14 protein-coding genes are annotated in these 14,009 nt (G+C 75.0%); 6 read left to right on the top strand and 8 right to left on the bottom strand.

The window, feature by feature from the left end:
• Nucleotides 1-221: 221 nt before the first annotated feature.
• Both N555_RS0102635 and N555_RS0102645 read left to right on the top strand, forming a co-directional pair.
• Nucleotides 222-1,148, top strand: coding sequence for an SDR family NAD(P)-dependent oxidoreductase (locus N555_RS0102635; RefSeq protein ID WP_034508534.1), 927 nt, complete (start codon nucleotides 222-224; stop codon nucleotides 1,146-1,148).
• 271 nt (nucleotides 1,149-1,419) lie between these two features.
• Nucleotides 1,420-3,258 (top strand): SpoIIE family protein phosphatase, encoded by a 1,839-nt coding sequence (locus N555_RS0102645; RefSeq protein ID WP_051683649.1) that lies wholly within the window; start codon nucleotides 1,420-1,422, stop codon nucleotides 3,256-3,258.
• Nucleotides 3,259-3,268: 10 nt separating this feature from the next.
• Here the strand turns inward: N555_RS0102645 and N555_RS0102650 are convergent, their stop codons facing one another.
• On the bottom strand, nucleotides 3,269-3,619 hold the full coding sequence (locus N555_RS0102650; protein ID WP_029429949.1) for a hypothetical protein: 351 nt from the start codon (nucleotides 3,617-3,619) through the stop codon (nucleotides 3,269-3,271).
• Nucleotides 3,620-3,631: 12 nt separating this feature from the next.
• Nucleotides 3,632-5,173 carry an alpha/beta hydrolase domain-containing protein gene (locus N555_RS0102655; RefSeq protein ID WP_029429950.1) on the bottom strand — a complete coding sequence of 514 codons (1,542 nt, stop codon included), beginning with the start codon at nucleotides 5,171-5,173 and terminating at the stop codon, nucleotides 3,632-3,634.
• A gap of 156 nt (nucleotides 5,174-5,329) precedes the next feature.
• Here N555_RS0102655 and N555_RS0102660 point away from each other — a divergent pair, with 156 nt between their 5' ends.
• The gene (locus tag N555_RS0102660) at nucleotides 5,330-5,977 is read left to right on the top strand and encodes a trimeric intracellular cation channel family protein (protein ID WP_029429951.1); all 648 of its coding nucleotides are present in this window, start codon (nucleotides 5,330-5,332) and stop codon (nucleotides 5,975-5,977) included.
• Here N555_RS0102660 and N555_RS0102665 read toward each other — a convergent pair whose 3' ends face one another.
• The 4 genes from N555_RS0102665 to N555_RS0102680 form a co-directional block, all read right to left on the bottom strand.
• A complete protein-coding gene (locus N555_RS0102665; protein ID WP_029429952.1) occupies nucleotides 5,978-6,889 on the bottom strand; it encodes a hypothetical protein in 912 nt (303 codons plus the stop codon).
• Between the two features lie 26 nt (nucleotides 6,890-6,915).
• A complete protein-coding gene (locus N555_RS0102670) occupies nucleotides 6,916-7,887 on the bottom strand; it encodes an NADPH:quinone oxidoreductase family protein (RefSeq protein WP_029429953.1) in 972 nt (323 codons plus the stop codon).
• Nucleotides 7,888-8,000: 113 nt separating this feature from the next.
• Nucleotides 8,001-9,068, bottom strand: a complete 1,068-nt coding sequence (locus N555_RS0102675) for an NADH:flavin oxidoreductase (protein WP_029429954.1) — start codon at nucleotides 9,066-9,068, stop codon at nucleotides 8,001-8,003.
• 57 nt (nucleotides 9,069-9,125) lie between these two features.
• The gene (locus N555_RS0102680; RefSeq protein WP_029429955.1) at nucleotides 9,126-9,392 is read right to left on the bottom strand and encodes a hypothetical protein; all 267 of its coding nucleotides are present in this window, start codon (nucleotides 9,390-9,392) and stop codon (nucleotides 9,126-9,128) included.
• A gap of 217 nt (nucleotides 9,393-9,609) precedes the next feature.
• On the opposite strand from N555_RS0102680, the gene N555_RS0102685 reads away from it, so the two are divergent.
• Complete coding sequence (locus N555_RS0102685) at nucleotides 9,610-9,813, top strand: cold-shock protein (protein WP_014377016.1); 204 nt, start codon at nucleotides 9,610-9,612, stop codon at nucleotides 9,811-9,813.
• A 90-nt stretch (nucleotides 9,814-9,903) separates the two neighbouring features.
• Here N555_RS0102685 and N555_RS0102690 read toward each other — a convergent pair whose 3' ends face one another.
• Both N555_RS0102690 and N555_RS0102695 read right to left on the bottom strand, forming a co-directional pair.
• Entirely contained in the window at nucleotides 9,904-10,368 is a 465-nt protein-coding gene (locus tag N555_RS0102690) for a hypothetical protein (protein ID WP_029429956.1), read from the bottom strand.
• A gap of 26 nt (nucleotides 10,369-10,394) precedes the next feature.
• On the bottom strand, nucleotides 10,395-11,039 hold the full coding sequence (locus N555_RS0102695) for a hypothetical protein (RefSeq protein WP_029429957.1): 645 nt from the start codon (nucleotides 11,037-11,039) through the stop codon (nucleotides 10,395-10,397).
• A 176-nt stretch (nucleotides 11,040-11,215) separates the two neighbouring features.
• On the opposite strand from N555_RS0102695, the gene N555_RS0102700 reads away from it, so the two are divergent.
• The gene (locus tag N555_RS0102700) at nucleotides 11,216-13,336 is read left to right on the top strand and encodes a histidine kinase (protein WP_051683650.1); all 2,121 of its coding nucleotides are present in this window, start codon (nucleotides 11,216-11,218) and stop codon (nucleotides 13,334-13,336) included.
• The gene (locus tag N555_RS0102705; protein WP_029429959.1) at nucleotides 13,333-13,989 is read left to right on the top strand and encodes a response regulator; all 657 of its coding nucleotides are present in this window, start codon (nucleotides 13,333-13,335) and stop codon (nucleotides 13,987-13,989) included. Before N555_RS0102700 ends, N555_RS0102705 begins: the two co-directional genes overlap by 4 nt.
• Nucleotides 13,990-14,009 lie beyond the last annotated feature (20 nt).

Here is a 14,009-nt window from a genome sequence, read left to right on the forward strand (position 1 = left end):
GTCCGCGGGCCCGGCGGTGGCTGCTGGTGAACAGCCCGGCCACGGCCCCCGCTCCTGGCGGCGTCCGCGCTGCCGGCAGGCGAGCCGCGGGCCGTCGTCCGGCCCGGAACCCCGTAGCCGGTGACCTAGGCTCCCGCCGGGCCGGCTCGGCAGGAGTCGCGGGGGCACGGACACCCCCGTCCCGCCGGAGCGCAGGCCGTACATCTCAGCGAGGGAGCGACGTGACGACCAACGACTTCGAGGGCCGGGTGGCCATCATCACCGGCGCCGGACGCGGGCTGGGGCGCAGCTACGCGCTGGCCCTGGCGGCGCGCGGCGCCAAGGTCGTGGTGAACGACCCGGGCTCCTCGGTGGACGGCGGCGCGAGCACGGAGGACGCGGCCGGCAGCGTGGTGGCCGAGATCCGTGCGGCCGGCGGCGAGGCGATCGCCGACCACGGCAGCGTCACCGACCCGGCCGCGGTGCGGTCGATGGTCGACGCCACCCTCGACGCGTTCGGCCGGGTCGACGTCCTGATCAACAACGCCGGCATCCTGCGCGACCGGTCGTTTCACAAGGTGGACCTGGACGACGTCCTCACGGTGCTCGACGTGCACCTCACCGGCACGCTGCGCTGCACGCACGCCGTCTGGCCGCTGATGCGCGACCAGGGCTACGGCCGGGTCCTGATGACGTCCTCGCAGAACGGGACCTACGGCAACTTCGGCCAGGCCGGCTACGCGACCGCCAAGGCCGCGGTGCTGGGACTCATGAAGGTCCTGGCGATCGAGGGCGCCTCGAAGGGCGTGCACACCAACACGATCGTCCCGGTCGCCCGGTCCCGGATGACCGAGGGGACGATCATCGGCGACCAGACCGACGCCGAGAGCCTGCCCCCGGAGTCCGTGACCTCCGGCGTCGTCTACCTCGTCGGCGAGGACGCACCCAACGGCGTGATCCTCAACGCCGGCGGCGGGGCGTTCTCGGTCACCGAGCTCCCCGAGACCCGGGGCGTCTTCCTCGGCCGGGACGCGCGGCCCGAGGACGTCCGCGACCACTGGGACGAGATCCGCGCCGGCGGCTACGTCGACGTCCTGGAGAACGGTCCGGCCCAGTTCACCAAGTTCCTGGGCATGGCCCGCGACGCGTCGGGCCGCGACGGGACCTGAGCGGCCCGGCGGCGGGAGCCGGGCACGTCCACCGGGTCGTCGGGACGCCTAGACTCCCCGGCGACGCACCGTCCGACCCAGCCGATCGCCGGACGGCGATCTCCTCGGGCCGAGGTGCTGGGAGACGAGGACGCACCGATGGACGACGCGGGTACCGCATGACGGCGCCGTCCCGGATCGGGCAGCGGACACCGGAGCTGCCGGTCGTCGTCCTGCGGAGCGCCGTCTCCGCCGGGCGCAGGCACCTGTCGGCCCACGTACGGGCCGTGTCATGAGCGAGATCCGCGCCGCCCTGGACCCGGCCCGGCTCGCCGCCGTCACCGCCACCGGGCTCCTCGACACGACGGACGAGGAGGGCTTCGACCGGATCAGCAGCCTGGCCCGTCGGCTCCTCCACGCCCCGTTCGCGTTCCTGACCGTCGTCGACGACCGGCGTTCGTTCTGGAAGTCCCGGCAGGGGCTGGCCGAGGACGCCCCCCGGCAGAACACCCTGCAGGAGTCGTTCTGCCAGTACGTCGTCGACAGTGGCGAGCCCCTGGTGCTGGACGACGTGCGGCTCGACGAGCGGACGAGGGACAACCCCTCGATCCAGTCGATGGGCGTGGTGGCCTGGGCCGGTTTCCCGGTGCTCACCCCCGACGGGCACGTCCTCGGCACCTTGTGCGCCGTGGACACCGTCGCGCGGGAGTGGACGCCGGAGCAGGTGGCCTCGCTGGCCGACCTCGCCGCCATCGCCAGTCGCGAGGTCGCCCTGCGCGTGGCGGCAGCCGAGGCCGAGGCGGCGCGCGCCCACGCAGCCCTGCTCGGCCGCATCGGCGAGCTCCTGGTCGCCGGCCTGGACCTGCCCGCCGTGTGGTCGGCCGTCGCCCGGCTCGCCGTCCCGGCGCTCGGCGACCACGCGCTCGTCTACTCCGTGGAACGTGGGGGCACGCTGCTCCCCCGCGCCGTCGTGCACCGCGATCCGGGGCGTCAGGCCGAGCTCTCGGCCGCCACGGCGAGCACCGCACGCCACGTGCGGGACACCCACGGCCCCGGCGCCGTGGCGGCGAGCGGCAAGACACAGGTCCAGGTCGACCTGTCCGGACTGGCCGATCTGACCCCGGAACAGGAGTACCTGCGCGACACCTTCGGCGCCGTGCGTTCGGTGACCGTGCCCCTGCGCGCCAAGGGCGAGCTGATCGGGGTCCTGAACGTCGTCCGCACCGCCGACTCGGCGGCCTACACCGACGACGACGTCGCGCTCGTCGAGAGCATCGCCTCGCGCGCTGCGCTCGCCCTGGACAACGCGCTGTCGTTCGACCTGGAGCGCAACCTCTCCCTGCACCTGCAGCGGGCGCTCCTCCCGCCACTGCTCCCCCAGCCCGACCACCTGCACATCGTCACCCGCTACCAGCCCGCCGGCCGGGGACAGCTCGTGGGTGGCGACTGGTACGACGCCTTCCTGGACCGCTGCGGACTCACGAACCTGGTGATCGGCGACGTCGCGGGGCACGACATCGCCGCGGCGACCACCATGGGGCAGCTGCGGACCATGTTCCGCACGTTCGCGCACGACGGGCAGCGCGATCCGGCCGAGGTCCTCACCGCGATCGACGCCAGCCTCGGGGCCCTCGGGGACCCGGTGTTCGCCACGGCGCTCCTGGCGCGCATCGACCGCTTCGACCACGCCGAGCCCGCCCGCCGCCGAGAGGTCACCTGGTCCTCGGCGGGACACCTCCCCGCGCTGCTGCTGACCGTCGACGGCTCGGTACGGCTGCTGGAGGTGCACACCGACCCACCGCTCGGCCTCGGACCCGAGCTCACCGACGCACTGCCCGGCCGCCGGTCCCACACCGCCGTCCTGCCGCCGGCGGCGACGCTGGTGCTGTACACGGACGGGCTCGTCGAGCGACGCGGCGAGGACCTGGACGACGGGCTGCGGCGGCTGCTGGCCGCCGCGCAGGAGTACAGCGACCTGCCGCTCGACGAGTTCTGCGACTCGCTCATCGAGGCAGTCGACGGGGACGGCGACGACGACGTCGCGCTCATCGCGGTCCGGGCCTTCCCCGAGGACGAACCGCGACCTGCCGAGGCCGGACCCACGGACACCCTCGGCGCGGCCGGCGACTGATCGGCTGCGCTCAGCGGGCGCGCGCGTCCAGGAGCTGGAGCAGGTCGTGCGCCGCGAGCTCGATCTCCTTGTGCCCCCACTCCGCCGCGCGGTAGTGGCAGGCGATGATCCCCATGCGGTGGACGCGGCGGAAGTCGCCGTAGACGAAGCCGTACCGGGCCTTCGTGCCGTCCGTGGCGCCCTCGGTGAGCCCGAGGTGCCAGGCCGCGTAGTCTTCCCAGGAGTGCCGCTCCAGGTAGCCGTTCTCGTCCGCCGCCGAGGGCTGGACGCGACCCCACTCGCTGCGCAGGACGTACTGGCGCGCCTCGATCAGCCGCCGCGCGTGGGCGACCCCGGCCTCGTTCACCACGTACTCCGCCATCGCCGGAGCCTCTCAGCCGGCGGCGGTGTACGCGGTGCGGGCGGCGGTGAGCAGGCCCGCGCGCTCGGTCTCGTCGAGGTAGCCGTCCTCGACCGCGGCGTCGAGCGCGGCCGTGTACTCCGTCAGGTAGCCGTCCACGTCGCCATAGCGGTCCGCGAGCTCCGCGGCGGAGAAGGGCTGCCAGCCGCCGAAGTTGCCGCAGATGCTAGTCAGCCCGTCGATCTCCACCGGCGGCAGGGAGACCGGCGTCGGCCGGCCCAGCGGCGCCTCGGCGTCCGGGAACCGCACGCCGCCGACCGGCTGGCCGCTGTCCTCGTCGACCGCGGGGACCTGCAGCTCGACGCCGGGCAGCCCGTTGAACGACTCGGGCGAGCCGGCCGGCGCGTCCTCCAGGGTGAACAGCGCGGGATCCGGCAGACCGCCGTCGCCGGCCACGACCCCGGCCAGCCGGACGACGAGCGTGCGCAGGAACGGGCCGTAGTCGACCGGGTTGAGCGGCACCTGCACCCCGCCGTTGCAGCCGAAGCCGCCACCGCCGTCGGGGTTCGTCGCGCCGAAGACGAGCGCGGGGCCGGCGACGGTCGAGGCGTGCGGTGCGGGCCAGTCGTAGCGGACGACGCCCTCGGGGAGGTCGTCGCCGGCGGCGACGCTCGCCCGGAGCCGGTAGTAGTCGGTGTAGTTGGCGACGTCGACGAACAGCGGGTCGCTGTCGGGCCGGGTGAGCAGCTCGTCGTAGGTCAGCGGCTCGCCGTCCTGCAGCGCGTAGGGCGTCTGCACGGCGCCGTCGGCGAGCTGGTTGATCGCCAGCCAGTTGCCGGTGCCGTCGAGGGCGACGGCGGCGTCGTAGACCCCGCCCTCGGGGCCGGCGTTGAAGCCCTCGGCGACGAAGGTGTCGACGAACCACCCGGCCTGGCTCACGCCGGCGAGGATCGAACCGCCGAACTCGGGGATGTCCGACGTGCCGACGGGGCGGGTCGCGCCCTCGAGCATGCGGCCGAAGTCCCGCACGATGACCTCGCCGACCCCCTGCGCGTCCTCCGGCACGCCCGCGGCGATGCCGGTCTGCCACTGCACGCGGGCGTAGGACAGCCCCCCGGTGGCCAGCGCGCCGTCCCCCAGGTCGGCGGGGCCGGGCTGGGCCGGCTGCAGGGAGCGGAGGAACAGGGCGAGCCCGCGGTTCTCCGCCTCGACGAGGACGACGCCGCCGTTGGTCGCCGCTTCGGGGGTGACCACCTCGAATCCCGCGGTGTAGGCGTAGCGGCCGTCGGCGTCCTTCGGCAGGTCCTCGAGCCCGGCCACCTCCTCCGCCGGGTCGACGACGCCGGACAGGGTGCCGGTGATCCGCAGCCACGGCTCCCCGCCGACCAGGACCGGGGTGGTCGTCGCCTCGACGCCGGTGATCGCCGAGCTGAGCTCGGGCGCCGCGCTCGGGCTGCTGCTCCCGGCGGCCGGCCCGTCGTCGGGGTCCGAGGTGCACGCCGCGGTGGCGAGCAGCGCGACGCACACCGTCCCGGCGGCGGTGCGGCGGGAGAGCCCGGAGGGCAGCGGGGACATGGAGGGTGTTCCTCTCGTCGTCGGGAGGAGACCGGGCGGGCTCGGATCGATCTAGCCACAGCACGGGTCCGGACGCGCGCACCGCGACACAGCTGTGACCAACCGTTCCCGGGATCGCCCGGATCCCGCGCCGGCACCGGCTGGTAGAACCGCGGCATGACCACCGGGGCGCCCGTGCTCCTCGTCCTGGACCTCGTGGGCGTGTTCGCCTTCGCCCTCAACGGGGCGCTGACCGCGCTGCGCGGAGCCCGGCTCGACGTCGTCGGTGTCGTCACGCTCGGCATGATCACCGCGCTCGGCGGCGGGATCATCCGCGACGTCCTCCTGGGCGACCTGCCACCGGCCACCTTCCAGGACTGGCGCTACCTCGCCGTCGCGGCCGGCGGCGGGCTCCTCGTGGCCGTCGCCGCGCGCCACGTCGAGCGGCTCGCCACCCCGATCACCGTGCTCGACGCGGCGGGGCTGGGCCTGTTCGCCGTCACCGGCACCGGCAAGGCCCTCGACCTGGGGCTGGGCCCCGCGCAGGCAGTCATCCTCGGCGCGGTCACCGGGGTGGGCGGGGGCACGCTGCGCGACGTCCTCGTCCGCCGGGTCCCCTCGGTGCTGAGCAGCGGGCTCTACGCCGTCCCCGCCCTCATCGCCGCCACGGCCACCGCGATCGTGGTCGAGCTGGGCGTCGAGAGCGTGGGGACGGCGATCGGCGCGGCCGTCCTCTGCTTCCTCGTCCGGATGGCCGGGGTGCGCTTCGACCTGCACGTCCCGGGACCGCGCGCGGCGCCCGGCTGGACCCCCGACGACGGGTAGTCATCCAGCGGAGTCGGGGTGCCCCGCGTAGGAGTCCTTGAAGACGCCGACGTGCAGCAGCGTCGTCGCGGTGAGCTCGCCGGTCGCGGCGTCGACGATGCGGGTCGAGGTCCAGTAGGACTCCGTGCGCCGGCTCTGCCCGAGCCCCTCCAGGCGGTGCTCCAGGAGGTAGTCGTGCTCGGCGAACACCGGGCCGGCGACCAGCTGCACCTCGAGGTCCAGGAACAGGGCGGTCGACGGCGAGCGCACCGGCCAGGCGACCGGCCGCTGGTGGGCGAGCACGCTGACCATCTCCAGGGGCACGATGGCCCGGCCCCACGGCGAGCCGGCGGCGCCCTCGTCGGTGTACCAGGGGTGCGGCTCGGTGATCCGCGCCAGCTTCTCGTCGAGGGAGAAGGGGTACAGCGGGCCGGAGCTCTCGCCGCGGCGGATCCGGACGGGTTCGGGATCGGCGGAGGTGGCGCCCACCTCCAGCTGGTCGAGGACGTACAGCCGGCCGGGATCGGAGACCCGCGCCAGGCGACGGCGCACCTCGGTGTCCTCGCCGGCCGGGCCGACGGTCGCCGTCCCGGTGAGGACCGGGGTCCCGTCGTCGCGGGTCGCGGTGACCGTGCCGGTGCGCCCGTCCGTGGTCAGCGAGGCCTGCACCTGCTGGCCCTCCACGACCATGGTCCGGAAGTGCGCGCTCAGGCAGCCCGAGGTGAACCAGCGCTCGCCCCAGACCGCGGTGGCCAGCGGGTCCACCTGGCTGAAGTGGGTCGGCCCCTCGATCGGCGCACCGGTCAGGCCGAGCGCGCCGGCGGTCGCGGGGTCGTGGACGCTCCGCTCCCCCGCCCGCACCTCCTGCTCGACCAGCATCTGGGCCGGCGAGCGCCACGGCCCCGTGATCGTCACCTCGGTCTCGAACAGCACGTCGTCGTCCCTCCCGGGATGCGGAGTCAGCGGACGGTGAGCAGGACCTTGCCCTGGGCGCGGCGCTCGTCGAGCTCGAGGAGGGCCTGCGTCGCCTCCTCGAGCGGGAACTGCGCGCCGAGGACCGGGTCGAGCTTCCCGGCCTCCAGCAGCGGCAGCAGGTCGGCCCACTGCTCCTGCAGGTAGTCCAGGCCCCGGCTCATCCAGAACGCGCCCCACCCGACGCCGACCACCGAGATGTTGTTCAGCAGCAGCCGGTTCACCTTGACGGTGGGGATGTCCCCGCCGGTGAAGCCGATGACCAGCAGTCGCCCCTCGACGGCGAGGCTGCGCAGCGAGTCGGTGAACCGGTCACCGCCCACCGGGTCGACGACGACGTCGACACCACGGCCGTCGGTGAGCTCCTTCACCTGCTCGCGGAAGCCCTCGGCGAGGACGACGTCGGTGGCGCCGGCGGCCCGGGCGGTCTCGATCTTCGCCTCGGACGACGTCACCGCGATGACCCGGTTGCCCAGGGCGGAGGCGAGCTGCACGGCCGCCGTCCCGATGCCGCCGGCGGCGCCGTGCACGAGCACCGTCTCGCCCTCGCTCAGCCGGCCGCGGTGGACCAGGCCGAAGTGCACGGTCAGGTAGTTCATGGGCAGCGCGGCCCCCTGCGCGAAGCTGAGCCGGTCCGGCAGCGGGAACACCATGCGCGGGTCGGCCGCCACCACCTCGGCGTAGCCGGCGCTGCCGTTGAACGCGGCCACCCGGTCGCCCGCGCGGACGGCGGCGCCCTCCGGCGCGTACCGGACCACCCCGGCGACCTCGGACCCGGGCACGAACGGCAGCGGCGGCTGGATCTGGTACTTCCCGCGGCTCTGCAGCACCTCGGGGAACGTGACGCCGGCCGAGTGCACGTCGATCACGACCTGGTCGCCGCCGGCGGCCGGCTCCTCGATCTCCACGACGCGCAGCGCGCCGGGGCCGTCGAGGGTCTGGATCTGGACTGCGCGCACGTCGGTTCCTCCGGCTCGATGAGGGGCTGGTGCCCTGTGTCTACCCGAGAGCCCTCCCCGCGTCGTCCGCACCTGCTCTCGCGCCGGGCCCCGGATCGGGGACGGGTCCGCACCTACGGCGTGACGACCCCGCGGAAGTTGCTGCGCAGGTAGTCGACGAACGGCGGCGAGACGTCCTGGGCGGCCAGGTACCCGGCGTCCACGGGTCCCGCCTCCGGCTCCCAAGCGGGATCCCGGGCCAGGTCGGCGAACTCGGCGTTCAGGATCGCCGCCCGGCCGACGAACGCGAGGTCGGCTCCCCGCTCGAGGACGGCGGCCGCGTCGGCCGGCGTGCGGACCTTGCCGGCCACCCCGAGCCGGACGTCGCCGCGCGGCAGCTCGGCGAACAGCTCCAGCAGCGGCAGCCGCTGGGCGTCCTCGTCGACCGAGTGCTTGGTGACGTCCCACAGCGACAGGTCCAGGTAGTCCAGCTCCGCGCGCCGGTAGAGCTCCTCGACGAGCTCGCGGACCTCGAGCGTGCGCAGGCCGAACCGCTCCACGGACAGCCGCAGGCCCAGCTGGAGGTCCGGGCCGCACGCCGCGCGGATCCCGGCCAGCACCTCCAGGAGCAGCCGTGCGCGGTTCTCCGGCGACCCGCCGTAGGCGTCGGTCCGGCGGTTGGTCTCCGCGGAGAGGAACTGGGTCAGCACGTAGCCGTGCGCCCCGTGCACCTCGACGCCGTCGAACCCGGCCCGCTCCGCGCGCACCGCGGCGGCGACGAAGTCGGCCCCGAGCTGCTGGACCTCCTCGGTGGTCAGCGCCCTGGCCCCGTCCAGCTCGGAGGCCGACACCGGGTCGGCCACCTCCGCGCGGTCGGCGCGGGCACCCGCGTGGTGCAGCTGCACGGCACTGCGGGTGCCGGTCTCCCGCAGGTCGGTCGCCAGGCTCGTGAGGCCGTCGAGGAAGACGTCGGAGTGGATCGCCAACTGGCCGCCGAACCCCTGGCCATTGGGCTGCACGTGCGAGGCGCAGGTCATGGTGAGCCCGAACCCGCCGCGCGCCCGGCGCAGCAGCCAGGTCCGCTCCGCCTCCGACAGCGTGCCGTCGGCGTGGCTCTGCCGGTTCGTCAGCGGCGCCAGCGCCAGCCGGTTGGGCAGCGGCCGGCCGTGCGCGAGCGGCAGCGGTGCGAAGAGATCGGGCACCCCGGCAACCTAGCCGCGGTCGGTCCCCGTGCCGGGGCCGGTGCCCGGATCGGGAGGTCAGGCCACCAGTGCGGCGGCGGAGGCGCCCAGCCGGTGCGCGTCGACGGCGTCGCGGGACCCCTGGACGACGGCCCAGGCGGCGATGATCGCGTCGACCCCGGCCTGGATGTCGGCGGCCGGGACGAAGCGGACCGGCGCCGGCGCGGCCGCGGCGGGCATGCCGATCTCGGCGAGACGGGCGACCAGGTCGCCGTCCTCCAGGTCCTCGACGTCGACGAGCGCGACGGGCTGCGGTGCGGCGGTGGCGGCGGTGATGAGGTCCATGACGGTGCTCCCTGCGTGTCCGTGGCCGGTTCCTCCGGCACGGACGACTCTCGGGCGCGCGCCGCAGCGCAACCGCCGGGATTCCGCAGGATCAGCACAAGAAGCAGACGGCGGCCGACGCTCCCCTGGACCGGGCGGAACGGCTATGGTCTGCGTCGTCGGGAAGGCCCTGCGATATGGCAGGACCCCGATGCACCACCGCAGCAAGGAGCGAGCAATGCCCGAAGGAACAGTGAAGTGGTTCAACGCTGAGAAGGGGTTCGGCTTCGCCACCCCCGACGGTGGCGGACCGGACGTGTTCGTCCACTACTCGGCCATCCAGTCCAGCGGTTACCGCTCGCTCGACGAGGGCCAGCGGATCGCGTTCGACATCGAGCAGGGCCAGAAGGGCCCGCAGGCGGCGAACGTCACCCCCCTCTGATCCTCCCCGATCAGTTCGCAGCGCCCCCGTCCGGCACCGCCGGGCGGGGGCGCTGTGCTGTGCGGGGAGCCCTCAGCGGATGGGCACCGCTCAGCGGCCGCGGGGGACGTAGCCCCCGACCAGCGCCTGCATCAGCAGCGCGCCGCCATCCTCGCCCACCGCCTCGGCCGCCTCGGCGAACGCCTGCCAGCGACTCCGCTCCACGTCGGTCGGCGCGTTCGCCGCGCGCACCCTCAGCTGCTCGAGCAGCCGCTCCCACTCCCCCTGCGGGGTCGGCCACAGCCCGGCCAGCCGCCGTGCCTCGGCCGAGATGGCGGTGATCCGCACGATGTCACCGGCGTGGTTGGTCAGCGGCTCGATGTATCCCGCCGAGGCCAGCGCCTTCGCGGCCGCGACGACGTCGGCCTTCGGCAGCCCACTGGCCGGCACCACCGCGCCGAGCAGGTAGGGCGAGGCCCCGTGCTCGGGCCCGTCCACGAGCCGGGCGATCGCCCGCAGCACCGGCAGGTCCCGGGTGAACCAGACGTCGGGCAGCGGGGCATCGGGGGCGGTCATGTGCCGAAGTCTCCCCCGGCCGCCGGTCAGTCGCGTGCGCCGGTCAGCTCCGGACGAGCAGCCAGCACCACGCCGAGCGCCGTGTAGCCCAGGAGCAGGTGGCCGGCGGAGACGTAGGTGCCGGTCTCCTCGCTGACCACCGCCATCGTCGGGAACATGACCAGGGCCCAGGTCTCGGCGATCGCGGGCCAGACCCGGGCCGCGCCGCGCCAGCGACCGGCGATCGCGATCCGGATGCCGATCGCCGCCATGCCGAGCATGGACAGCGGCCAGAAGAGGTCCAGGGTCAGGAAGAAGGCGTTCTCGGAGAGGTCCGGGGCGACGATCCACTGCACGGACGACGCGATCGCCAGCCCCAGCATCACGTGTTCGGCGTGCAGGAAGCCCCGGGCCAGCCGGCCGGTGCCGGTGGCCCCGGTCCGCAGCTGGACGGCGACGAGCGCCACCAGCCCCAGCTGGAAGAGCAGGGACGTGACCTTGTAGGGCACCGGGAAGTCGTCGGTGACCGGGTCGAGCTCGAAGAGGACGGTGCCCACCGCCCACGCGGCCGCGCCGGCGGCCACTGCCAGTCCGGCCAGGCGGACCAGCCGCGCCGGGACGGGCGCCGAGCGGGGAACGCGCGTCGGCGGCACGTCGGTGCGGGCGGGGATCTGCGTGGTCTCCAGCGACATGGGTTCCTCCAGGGGGCGCGACGCGGTGCCTCCTGGCACCGCCGGCGTCCACCGTCGGGCGCCCGCGTCCCGGGTGGGCAGGGCCCGCGCGGCCGTCGTCGCACCGCCGGCGTCCCGGTGCCGACGGGACATCGGACCCCTGTCGGGCGGGACGCGGCTCCCGGCATGATCCCGGCGTGGAGGTGCAGGAGAGGGCCGCGGGAGCGCCTCCCGAGGAGGACGTGCCGGCCGTTCCCCGGCGCCGGGTCGCCCCGGTGCTGGGCTGGCTGTCGATGGCCGCCACCCTGCTGGCGGTCGCGGTCACCACCGCCCTCGACGTGGTCACCCCCGACGCCGCCCGGGTCGCGGCAGAGTCCGGCCCCGGCTGGGAGATCGGGCTGCCCGGCCTGCTGCTCGCCGTGCCCGGAGCGCTCCTGCTGCACCGCGCGCCGGGGAACGCCGTCTCCTGGGTGGTCGCCGGGACCGGCCTCTTCTGGGCGGTGGACGGGCTGGCGTCGTCCTACCTGACCTACGCCGTGCAGGGCGACGTCCCGCTGCCCGGTGCCTCCGCCGCCTTCTGGTTCGTGTCCCGGTTCGGCGCCTGGCTGCTGCTCGGCCTGCCGCTGCTCCTGCTGCTCTACCCCGACGGCCGGCTCCCCCGGGGCCGCTGGCGCACCGTCTCCCTCCTCAGCCTCGGCTGCGCGGCCTTCCTGCCCACGCTGCTGCTGGTGACGCCGTCCGCGATCGCCGACCGCCGGACGGACGAGCCGGTCGCCGCCGTCTACGCCTCCCTCGACCTGGATCCGACGAGCCTGCCGCTGCCCGAGGGGCTGCTGCTGCCGCTGCTCCAGCTGGCCTTCCCGCTCGGTGCCGTCGGCGTGCTGCTGCCCCTGGCGGTCGTCGTCCACCGGTTGCGCCGCGTGTCCGGAGACGACCGCCGCCGGATGCGCTGGCTGCTGTGGGCCGGCGTCGTCGACGCGCTGGTGATGATCGGCGCCCTGCTGTTCCCCAGCTCCACCGTCAGCTACGACCTCTCCCTCGCCGTCGGCCTGACCGGCCTCGCCGTGACCCTCGGCATCCTGCGCCCCCGGATCGTCGACATCGACCGGCTCCTCGGCGGGACGCTCGTGTACGGCGGGCTCGCCCTCGGCGTCCTCCTGCTGGACCTCGCCGTGCTCGCCGGCGCCGGGGCGCTGCTCGGCGACCGGATGGGCACCCGCGACGCGACGCTGCTGTCACTGCTGCTGGTCGCGGGCGCGTACGTGCCGCTGCGGGCGGCGCTGTGGCGCGCCGTCCGGCGGTGGGTGCTGGGTCAGCGCGAGGACCCCTACCTCGTGGTCGCCGGTCTCGCCGAGCGGCTGGAACGGTCCGACGGGGCCGCCGAGCAGCTGCAGGCGGTCGCCGCGGCCGTGGCCGAGGCCTTCCGCTCGCCCTACGTAGGCGTGGAGGTCGACGTCGTGCGCGGGCGGCAGCTGCTGGCCGAGCACGGCCGCCCGCCGTCGGCCGTGCAGTCGCTCCCGATCACCTACCGGTCCGAGGAGGTCGGCCGGCTGCTCCTCCCGCGCGACGGCATCCGGGCCCAGCTGGTCACCCGCGACGAGCGCCTGCTCGGCGACGTCGTCCGGCAGGCCGCCGCCGCGGCACGGGCCAGCTCGCTGACCGCCCAGCTCCAGGAGAGTCGCGAGCAGCTGGTCGCCGCCCGCGAGGAGGAGCGCCGCCGGCTGCGCCGCGACCTCCACGACGGGCTGGGCCCCAGCCTGGGGGCCGTCGTGCTGCGGATCGACACCGCACGCAACCTGACCTCGGCCGGCCGCCCCGCCGACGCCGACGCGGTATTGCGCCAGGCACGCGACGACATCGCGGCCGCGCTGGCCGACGTCCGCCGGCTGGTGCACGACCTGCGCCCACCCGCCCTGGACGACCTCGGTCTCGTCGGGGCGGTGCGGCAGCAGGCGGACCGCGTGCTCGGGCCGGGGACCACCGCGACCGTCGCGGCGGGCCCGGGCGTCGACGGCCTGCCGGCCGCCGTGGAGGTCGCCGCCTACCGGATCGCCTCCGAGGCCCTGGCCAACGTGGCGCGGCACGCGGCGGCCACGACCGTCTCCGTGGAGCTGAGCCGGGACCCCGACGGCGCGCTCGTCGTCACGGTGACCGACGACGGCACCGGCATCCCCAGCAGCGCGCCCGCGGGGGTGGGGCTGGTGTCCCTCCGGGAGCGGGCCGCCGAGCTCGGCGGGAGCTCGTCGGTGGTCTGCCCGCCCGACGGCGGCACGGTGGTGCGGGCGGTCCTGCCCGTCGAGGGAGGAACGCGGAGATGAGCGAGGTCGAGGAACCGCTGCGGGTGCTGGTCGTCGACGACCACCCCGTCTACCGGGACGGGCTGGCCGTGCTGCTGGGCTCGGTCCCCGGGCTCGCCGTCATCGGCACCGCCGCCGACGGGGTGACCGCGGTGTCGCTGGCGCTCGAGGAGCAGCCCGACGTCGTGGTCATGGACGTGCAGATGCCGCTGCTGGACGGCATCGAGGCCACCCGGCGGATCACCACCGAGAGCCCGTCCGTCGGCGTCGTCGTCCTGACGATGAGCGAGGACGACGGCACGGTCTTCGCCGCCGTCCGGGCCGGCGCCCGCGGCTACCTCCTCAAGGGCGCCGACCAGGAGGAGGTCGTGCGGGCGATCACCACGGTCGCCGCGGGGGGCGCGGTCTTCGGGGCGTCGCTGGCGCGGCGGATCGCCGAGTTCTTCGCCGCCCGCCCGAGCGGCCCGGACGCCGCCTTCCCGCAGCTGACCGCCCGCGAGCGGGAGGTGCTCGACCTGGTCGCCGCCGGCCGCTCCAACGCGCAGATCGCCGCGACGCTGTACCTGTCGCCGAAGACGGTCCGCAACAACGTCTCCAACGTGCTCACGAAACTGCAGGTCACCGACCGCGCCCAGGCCATCGTCCGGGCCCGCGAGGCCGGTCTCGGTCGCTGACCGGCACGCCCCACCGGTGG

It is taken from the genome of Blastococcus sp. URHD0036 (genome assembly GCF_000701365.1).
Taxonomy (GTDB): Bacteria; Actinomycetota; Actinomycetes; order Mycobacteriales; family Geodermatophilaceae; genus Trujillonella.